Source organism: Tahibacter sp. (assembly GCF_035481375.1).
Lineage (GTDB): Bacteria > Pseudomonadota > Gammaproteobacteria > Xanthomonadales > Rhodanobacteraceae > Tahibacter.
Genome location: NZ_DATIGT010000267.1, coordinates 1 through 8,416, shown reverse-complemented (window position 1 = coordinate 8,416; position 8,416 = coordinate 1). Strand labels below are relative to the sequence as shown.

General features: G+C 70.1%; 7 protein-coding genes and 1 pseudogene. 3 read left to right on the top strand and 5 right to left on the bottom strand.

Annotated features, from left to right (window positions below; genetic code table 11):
• The 3 genes from metX to VLF18_RS17635 all read left to right on the top strand — a co-directional run.
• A partial coding sequence (metX, locus tag VLF18_RS17645) for a homoserine O-succinyltransferase MetX (protein ID WP_325280943.1) occupies nt 1-749 on the top strand: 749 nt, incomplete at its 5' end.
• A gap of 16 nt (nt 750-765) precedes the next feature.
• Nucleotides 766-1,953, top strand: coding sequence for a cystathionine gamma-synthase (metB, locus tag VLF18_RS17640; protein ID WP_325280942.1), 1,188 nt, complete (start codon nt 766-768; stop codon nt 1,951-1,953).
• Nucleotides 1,950-3,041, top strand: coding sequence for a homoserine dehydrogenase (locus tag VLF18_RS17635; RefSeq protein ID WP_325280941.1), 1,092 nt, complete (start codon nt 1,950-1,952; stop codon nt 3,039-3,041). The genes metB and VLF18_RS17635 overlap by 4 nt, the downstream gene beginning before the upstream one ends.
• Nucleotides 3,042-3,060: 19 nt before the next feature.
• On the opposite strand, the gene VLF18_RS17630 is transcribed toward VLF18_RS17635, so the two are convergent.
• The 5 genes and pseudogenes from VLF18_RS17630 to VLF18_RS17610 all read right to left on the bottom strand — a co-directional run.
• Entirely contained in the window at nt 3,061-3,450 is a 390-nt protein-coding gene (locus tag VLF18_RS17630) for a hypothetical protein (protein WP_325280940.1), read from the bottom strand.
• A gap of 80 nt (nt 3,451-3,530) precedes the next feature.
• A complete protein-coding gene (locus tag VLF18_RS17625; protein ID WP_325280939.1) occupies nt 3,531-4,292 on the bottom strand; it encodes a helix-turn-helix domain-containing protein in 762 nt (253 codons plus the stop codon).
• A gap of 54 nt (nt 4,293-4,346) precedes the next feature.
• Nucleotides 4,347-6,593: a xanthine dehydrogenase family protein molybdopterin-binding subunit gene (locus VLF18_RS17620; RefSeq protein WP_325280938.1), complete on the bottom strand. Its 2,247-nt coding sequence runs from the start codon at nt 6,591-6,593 to the stop codon at nt 4,347-4,349.
• A gap of 110 nt (nt 6,594-6,703) precedes the next feature.
• Nucleotides 6,704-7,204 (bottom strand): annotated as a pseudogene (locus VLF18_RS17615) ((2Fe-2S)-binding protein); the annotation flags it as partial.
• Nucleotides 7,205-7,317: 113 nt separating this feature from the next.
• On the bottom strand, nt 7,318-8,416 hold a 1,099-nt coding region (locus VLF18_RS17610), incomplete at its 5' end, for an APC family permease (protein ID WP_325280937.1).

The following is an 8,416-nucleotide window of genomic DNA, read 5'->3' as shown; positions in this document are numbered from 1 at the left end:
GCCGTGCGATCGACCTCGACCGCTGCCGCGTGCTCAGCATCGACTGGCTCGCCGCCGGCGATCTCGCCGGCGCAGACGCGGTCTCCAGCGAGGATCAGGCCGACGCGCTCGCCGCGCTGCTCGCCGCACTCGGCATCGATCGCGCGCAGGCTTTCGTCGGCGCGTCCTACGGCGCGATGGTCGGACTCGCGTTCGCTGCGCGGCATCCGCAACGGCTCGGCCGCCTCGTCGCGATCAGCGGCGCGCACCGCGCGCATCCGCTCGCGACCGCGCTGCGCGCGATCCAGCGCCAGATCGTGCGCGGCGGCATCGCGAGCGGCGACGTCGCCGGCGCGCTCGGTCTCGCGCGGCAGCTCGCCATGACCACGTACCGCGGTGCCGACGAATTCGCCGAGCGTTTCGACGCCGAACCGGAATTCCGCGACGGCCGCTTCCATTTTCCGGTCGAGGACTATCTCGCCGCGGCCGGCCGCAAGTTCGTCGCGCGCTTCGATGCGGCGCGCTACCTGAGCCTGTCCGAATCGATCGACCTGCATCGCGTCGATGCGGCCGCGGTGCGCGTGCCCTGCGACATCGTCGCGGTCACGAGCGACCGCCTCGTGCCGATCGACGACCTGCGCGCGCTCGCCGCATCCGCCGCGGCGCCGGCGCGCTTTCATGCGATCGATTCGCTTTACGGCCACGACGCCTTTCTGAAGGAAACCGCACGCGTTTCCGCGCTGGTTTCCGAATCACTTTCCTGCTGTTGAACGAAGGACCGACCTCATGAGCGATCTGACCGCCACGACCCGCGCCGTCCGCGCCGGCATCGAATCCGACACGCAGCACGGCGCCGTCGTGCCCGCGCTGCACCTGTCGACGAACTACACTTTTGCCGGGTTCGGCCAGAAGCGCGCCTACGACTATTCGCGCAGCGGCAACCCGACGCGCGACCTGCTCGGCAACGCACTGGCCGAGCTCGAACTCGGCGCGGGCGCCGTGGTGACGGCGAGCGGTATGGCGGCAGTCGCGCTCGTGCTCGAACTCGTGCCGGCCGGCGCAACCGTCATCGCCGCGCACGACTGCTACGGCGGCACCTGGCGCCTGCTCGACGCCTGGCAGAAAAAGGGCCGCTTCACGGTGCGCTTCGTCAACCTGACCGATCCGCTCGCGCTGGCCGAGGCGCTGGCCGACAAGCCGGCACTGGTCTGGGTCGAGACGCCGTCGAACCCGCTGCTGCGCATCACCGACGTGCGCCATGTCGCACAGGCCGCGCACGCGGCCGGCGCGCTCGTCGTCGTCGACAACACGTTCCTGTCGCCGGCGCTGCAGCAGCCGATCGCGCTCGGCGCCGACATCGTCGTGCACTCGACGACGAAGTACATCAACGGCCACAGCGACGTCGTCGGCGGCGCGGTCATCGCGAAGGATCCCGCGGTCGCGCAGCAGCTCACGTGGTGGGCCAACTGCATCGGCCTGACCGGCGCGCCGTTCGACAGTTTCCTGACGCTGCGCGGGCTGCGCACGCTCGGTCCGCGTCTGCGTGCGCACCAGGAGAACGCGCAGGCGCTGGCCGAACTGCTCGCCGGTCATCCGGCTGTCGCGCGCGTCTACTATCCGGGCCTCGCCGATCACGCCGGCCATGCACTCGCCGCGCGTCAGCAGAGCGGCTTCGGCGCGATGCTGAGTTTCGAACTCGATGCCGACAACGACGGCATCGCCGCGTTTCTCGACGGGCTGCGCTGTTTCTCGCTGGCCGAGTCGCTCGGCGGCGTCGAAAGCCTCGTCGCCCATCCGGCGTCGATGACGCATGCGGCCATGGCGGTCGAGGCGCGCCGCGCCGCGGGCATCGCCGACAATCTGCTGCGCCTGTCGGTCGGCATCGAAGATGCGGCCGATCTGCTGGCCGACGTCGCCGCGGGGCTCGCGCGCGCCGAGGCGGCGAACGCGAAGAAAGAAAGGATCCGCGCATGAGCGCCCTGGCTCTCGCCGTTTCGAACCCGCCGCGCGCGCGCCACGACGATGCCGACATCGCCGCCGTGGTGCTCGGCACCGGGCTCGTCGGCGGCGCGCTGCTGCGCCTGCTCGATGAGACCGCCGGCCGGCGTCGCGGCCTGCGTCTCGTCGGCGTCGCGAATTCGCGGCACAGCCTGTTCGACAAGGACGGACTTGCACCGCCGGTGATCGAGCGCCTCGAACTTGCCGCCGGCTGCGATCTCGACGCCGTGGCTGCCGTGCTGCTGGCCTGCGATGCGCCGGTGCGCGTCGTCATCGATGCGACGCCGGCCGCGGCGGTCGCGCAGCGCCATGCACGCTGGCTCGCGCAGGGCATTCACGTCGTGACGGCGAACAAGATCGCGCAGGGCGGGCGGCTGCAGGACTGGCACGAACTGCAGCGCGCGCGCCGTCACGGCGGCGCGCAGTACGGCGACAGCGCGACGGTCGGTGCCGGCCTGCCGGCGCTGGCGAGCCTGCGCCGACTCGGCCGCACGGGCGATCGCCTCGTCGCGCTCGACGGCGTGCTGTCCGGTTCGCTGTCGTTCCTGTTCAACCGCTACGACGGCACGCAGCCGTTCTCGGCGCTGCTGCAGGAGGCGCGCGAGCGCGGCTACACCGAACCCGATCCGCGCGCCGATCTTTCCGGCGCCGACGTCGCGCGCAAACTGCTGATCCTCGCGCGTGCGGCCGGCGTCGAACTCGACGAAGCCGCCGTCGAGGTCGAAGGGCTCGTGCCCGCGCACCTCGCGCGGCTCGACAGCGTCGAGTTCCAGGCGCGGCTCGGCGAAATCGACGCGGTCGTCGACACGCATTTCCGTACAGCGCAGGCGCAGGGCAAGGTGCTGCGCTACCTCGCGTCGCTCGACACCGACGGTCGCGCGCGCGTGGGACTGCGTGCGGTCGACGCCGATCACCCGTGTGCGGCGCTGCGCGGCGCCGACAATCTGTTCGCGTTCACGACCGAGCGCTATCGGGAACGTCCGCTCGTCGTCGTCGGTCCGGGCGCCGGCGCCGACGTGACCGCGCAGGGGCTGCTCGCCGACGCGCTCGATATCGCGGGATGAGGCGTTCGCGAAGGCGCCGCTACGTGCCTTCGCGTTCGAACTGCGCCAGCGTCACGTGGTGGCCGCCGGGCTCGACGACGCCGACTTCGACCGAGCCGTAGAACGTCCGGCGCCGCGGCAGGAACACCGGCGCGTCGCCGAGCGCGGCGAGCGCCGCATCGAGATCGGACACCTCGACGAACAGCGCCGTGTTGCGTCCGATCGTCAGCGATGCGCCGAGGTCGTCGCCGATCGAGTCGTGGCTCTGCACCATGATTTCGACGGCGCCGTCGGCCAGGATCGCGAAGCCGAGCCGATCGCCGTGCGGCACGCCGACCGTGACGGCGAGGCCGAGTTTTTCGAAGAATGCGCAGGTCGGTTCGACCGAGGCAACCGCGAGCACGGGCGTGGAACGGCGTATCAGGGTCATGGCGGATTCCGGGCGTTGCGAGGGAGTCCAGCATGCCGGCAGTGCCGACTGCGCGTATTGGACAATTCCGACACGGCAGCTCAGCCGCGGCGCGGGTTCTCGCGCACGAGCTCGGTCGGACTCGCGTCCGCGAACGCGCGGACTTCGCGTATCAGGTGCGACTGAACGGCGAAGCCGAAATCCGTCGCCAGCGCGGCGCAGGATTCGCCGCCGAGAAGATGCGGCAACAGGCGCTCGAAGCGCAGATAGCGCAGATGCTGTTTCGGCCGCACGCCGAGCCAGACGCCGAAACGCCGCTCGAGCGTGCGCTCGGTCAGGCCCCAGCGCGCCGCGAGATCGCGCACGCCGGCCGGCAGTCGATCGCGCTCCAGCGTCGCCAGTGCCGTCACGGCGCCCAGCGCATCCGTGTTCGGCCGCTGGCGCAGCAATGCGGTTTCGACATGGCGCAGCCGCGCCGTCGGCGAGGGCTCTGCCGCAAGACGATCCATCAGTTCGCGCGCCCACGCCGCCGACCACTGATGCAGCTCGACGCGACGGTCCGTGGCGTCGGACAACGGGACCCCGAGCAACGCATGCAGTCCGCCCGGCGCGAAGCGCAGGCCGAACAGGTCGACGCGGCCGCGCTGCGGCGGAACGACGACGGCGCGCGTCATCGTGCCGATCCAGTGCGCCTGCGGCTGCGCGCTGCCGAAATCGAACAGCAGATCGGCGCAGCCGTCGGGCAGCACGCGCTGCGGCGGCGCGGCCGCGAGCCCGTTGCCGCGCAGCGACCAGCAGCAGCGCAGCAATGCGCGCAGCGGCGCGCAGGGGCTCAGTTCGCGGTAAATGACGGCGCCGGACATTGCGAGCGGATGATCAAGAATGGAATTGTCTCAATGTTCCGCCCGTCCGCAACGTCAAAGCCGGCGATTGAGCTCCGCCAGCAGCGGCAGCTTGCGCACGCGCACCGTCGTCGCCGCGAAGATCGCGTTCGCGAGCGCCGGCGCGACGCTCGGTATGCCCATTTCGCCGGCGCCGGAAGGTTCGCGTTCGCTCGGCATCACGATGACTTCGACTTCATGGGGCATCTGCGCCATGCGCGCGACCGCGTAGTCGCCGAAGCTCGACTGCTGCACCTGGCCGTCCTTGACCGTGATCGCGAGATTCAGTGCCGTCGAAAGACCGTCTATCGTGCCGCCGACCATCATCGCGTCGACGCCGAGCGGATTGACGACGCGGCCGACGTCGACGACGCAGATCGCGCGATGGATGCGCAGGTCGCGTCCGTCGACGGAGACTTCGAACGCATGCGCCGCATAGCCGCCGAACGTGAAGTGGCAGGCGATGCCGACGCCGCGGCCGTCGGTACGCTTGCGCTTCCACTCGATCGCCTCGGCGCAGCGCGTCAGTACGGCGGCAAGCCGGCCGGTATCGAATTTCGGGCCGCCGTGGCCGGAGTAGTCGAGTTCGCGCGCTTCGCCGAGCAGCTTCAGGCGCAGCTCGACGGCGTCCTGCTTCGTCTCGTGCGCGATCTCGTCGATGAAGCTCTGCACGGCGAACGCATGGAACGTGTGCAGCGGCGCGCGCCACGGGCCGCGCGGCATGCCCGATTCGAGCGGGAAGAAGCGCTTGTCGAGATTCGGCACGAGCCCGGCCGGGAAATCGTCGGCTTCGAGGCAGCCCTGGCCCGGCGGCCGTTCCTTCTTGCGCGCGATGCGATAGTTCATCGACGTCGCCGCGCACAGGTGCGCGAAGCCGGTCAGCTGATTCTTGCGATCGAGCGTTGCGGACAGCTGATGCAGGCCGTAGGGGCGGTAGAAGTCGTGACGCAGGTCGTCGTCGCGCGTCCACAGCAGCTTGATCGGCTTGCCGGCCTTCTTCGCGATCATGACCGCTTCGGCGACGTAGTCGTTCTCGAGGCGCCGGCCGAAGCCGCCGCCCGCGCGCGTCATGCGGATCTCGATCTTTTCGCGCGCGAGGCCGGTCAGGTTCGCGATGACGGTCGACGCGCCGCCCGGGCTCTGCAGCGAACCGATGAACAGCGCGCGGTCGGGTTCGATCTTGATCAGCGCATGCGGCGGTTCCATCGTCGCGTGGGCGAGGAACGGCACCTGGTATTTCGCTTCCAGCGTGCGCTTGGCCGTCTTGCGCGCGGCAGCCATGTCGCCGTCGCGGCGCACGGACACGCCTTCGCCCTTGAGCGCCTCGGTCGCCTGCGCTTCGAGCGCGGCGCTGGATTCCTGCGCCCACGGCCCGGGTTTCCAGGTCACCTTCAGCGCATTGCGGCCCTTGATCGCGGCCCAGGTGTTGTCGGCGACGACGGCCACGCCGGTCGCGAGATTCGTGTCGAACGACGAACCCGGCACCGGGCCGTCGATCACGAACACGTCGCGCACGCCGGCGACCTTGCGCGCTTCGCTGTCGTCGAGCGATTCGACGCCGCCGTCCAGATGCGGGCATCGCAGCATGACCGCGGTCAGCGCGCCACCCATGTAGCAGTCGATGCCGAACGTCGCACGGCCGGTCACGATCGCGCGCGCGTCGACCGTCTTGGCGGGCTTGCCGATGATGCGGAACTGCTCGGGCTTCTTCAGCCCAACCGGTTCGGCCGGCGGCAGGATCGCTGCGGCGCGCTCGACGAGTTCGGCGTAGGCCAGGCGTGTTCCGTCGGGATGCACGACATGCCCGGCCTCGGTGTCGAGCCGCTCGTGCGGCAATTGCCAGTGCTGTGCGGCGGCTTCGATCAGCAGCCAGCGCGCGACGGCGCCGGCCTGGCGCAGATCCTTCCAGCCGTCGGTGACGCTCGTACTGCCGCCGGCGCCCTGCGGCCCGTAGCGATTGGTCGGACCGTCGGGACCGATCTCGTAGCCGTAGGGCAGCTGTTCGACGCGCACGCGGTTCCAGTCGGCGTCGAGTTCGTCGGCGATCAGCATCGGCAGCGAGGTCATGACGCCCTGGCCGATCTCGCAGCCGCGCGCGCCGATCACGATGCGGTTGTTGCGTTCGATGCGCACGAATGCGCCGAGCGAGGTTAGCGGTTCGCCCAACAGATCCATCGGCACCTTGGGATCGGCCGCGGCCGACGCGGCGCGGACGCCGACGAGCAGCGCACCGCTCGCGGTCAGCATCACGCTGACGAACTGACGACGGGTCAGGCCACTCATGGCTTGTCCTCGTTCGGCCTGGCTTCCGCGGCTTTCGCCTCGGCCGCTTTCGCCTCCGCGGCGGCCTTCGTCTCGGCCGCCTTCGATTCGGCAACCTTGGCTTCGGCGATCAGCTGCGCCGCGCGCTTGACCGCCTTGCGGATGCGCGGATACGTGCCGCAGCGGCACAGGTTAGTGAGCTGGCTGATATCGGCGTCGCTCGGCTGCGCCTTGCGCTTGAGCAGATCGACCGTCGCCATGATCTGTCCGGCCTGGCAGTAGCCGCACTGCGGCACGTCTTCCTCGATCCAGGCCTGCTGTACCGCATGCAGATCTTCACCGCTCGCGATGCCTTCGATCGTCGTGACCGACTGGCCCTCCAGCGCACTCATCGGCAGCAGGCAGGAGCGCTGCGCCTTGCCGCCGACATGCACCGTGCAGGCGCCGCACTGGCCGACGCCGCAGCCGAACTTGCTGCCGGTCAGGCGCAGGATGTCGCGCAGATACCAGAGCAGCGGCATGTCGGGAGCGCCGGTGTGGCGGAACTTCTCGCCGTTGATCGTGAGTTCGATCGGTCCCGGTATTGCCGCGCGGGCGGCGTCCGTGTCGGCCTTGGCAGGGGCTTCGCGCATGTAACTCTCCGCAGTGCAGACACGGATTGTCGCAGCAGCGGCCGGGAGCGAACAGGGGCTTGCCGTGCGGGCTGCCGCGGCAGGACGTGCGCCTGCCGCAGCGCGCCTTCGCTTCAGCGCTGCGGGTAGATGCGCCGCCAGAGGTAGTAGGCCGGAATGCCGGCGACGATGATGCCGAGTCCGATCAGCGTCTGGCGTGGCTGGGCCAGTGCGCTGGAGATCACGACGAACGCGACCGCGGCGATGAACGCGAGCGGCAGCAGCGGATGCAGCGGCGCGCGGAAGATCGCGGCGGCGCCTTCGACGCGGCGGTAGTGGAACAGCGTCGCGGCGACCATCGCGCTGCCGATCCAGTCGCCGACCGTCGCGTAGTCGAGCAGCTCGCCGTAGTTGCCGAGGATCACGAGCGCCGCCGCCCACAGCGCGAGCACGCCGAGCGCGATGTCGGGCGAGCGGTAGGTCGGATGCAGATGTGCCGCGGCGCGGAAAAACACGCCGTCGGCGCCCATCACCTGGAACATGCGCGAGCCGCCGAGGATCGCGATGTTGCAGAACCCGAACGTCGAGATGGCGATGCCGGCGGCGATGACGACCGCGCCGGTCGGACCGAACGCGCGCTGCATGAGTTCGGCGGCAGGTGCCGTGCTCGCGGCGAGGCCGCCGTGGCCGAGCACGTGCAGATAGGCGTAGTTCGCGAGCAGATAGCAGGCGGTGCAGGTCAGCATGCCGAGCAGGAGCGCGCGCGGAATGCTGCGCTGCGGATCGCGGATCTCGCCGGCGATGTTGTTGATGTAGAACCAGCCGCTGTAGGCGAACAGCACCGGCAGCAGCGCGCTGCCGAAACTGCTCGATCCGAGATTGGCCGGCGGCGGCGATGCGGCGACGCCGCTGAAGGCGAGCCCGGCCACGACGACGGCGATAACCGCGAGCAGCTTCAGCAGCGTGGCGAGGTTCTGCACGAACGCGCCCGCGCGGATACCGAAGAAATTGATGCCGGCGAGCAGCAGGATCGCGCCGACCGCGACCGGCTTCACCAGGGTCGGGGCGAGGCCGGCGACCTGGCAGAAATACGTCGCGAACGTCGTCGCGACGGCCGCGATCGAGCCCGAGTAGTTGACGAGCAGCATGATCCAGCCGAACAGGAACGCGATCAGCGGCCCATAGGACTCGCGCAGATAGACGTAGCCGCCGCCGGCCTGCGGCCGGCGCGCG

Excerpts from the sequence above, each read along its gene's own strand:
- VLF18_RS17635 (WP_325280941.1), top strand. The coding sequence starts at position 1,950 with ATGAGCGCCCTGGCTCTCGCCGTTTCGAACCCGCCGCGCGCGCGCCAC.
- VLF18_RS17625 (WP_325280939.1), bottom strand. The coding sequence starts at position 4,292 with ATGTCCGGCGCCGTCATTTACCGCGAACTGAGCCCCTGCGCGCCGCTG.
- VLF18_RS17620 (WP_325280938.1), bottom strand. The coding sequence starts at position 6,593 with ATGAGTGGCCTGACCCGTCGTCAGTTCGTCAGCGTGATGCTGACCGCG.
- VLF18_RS17630 (WP_325280940.1), bottom strand. The coding sequence starts at position 3,450 with ATGACCCTGATACGCCGTTCCACGCCCGTGCTCGCGGTTGCCTCGGTC.
- metB (WP_325280942.1), top strand. The coding sequence starts at position 766 with ATGAGCGATCTGACCGCCACGACCCGCGCCGTCCGCGCCGGCATCGAA.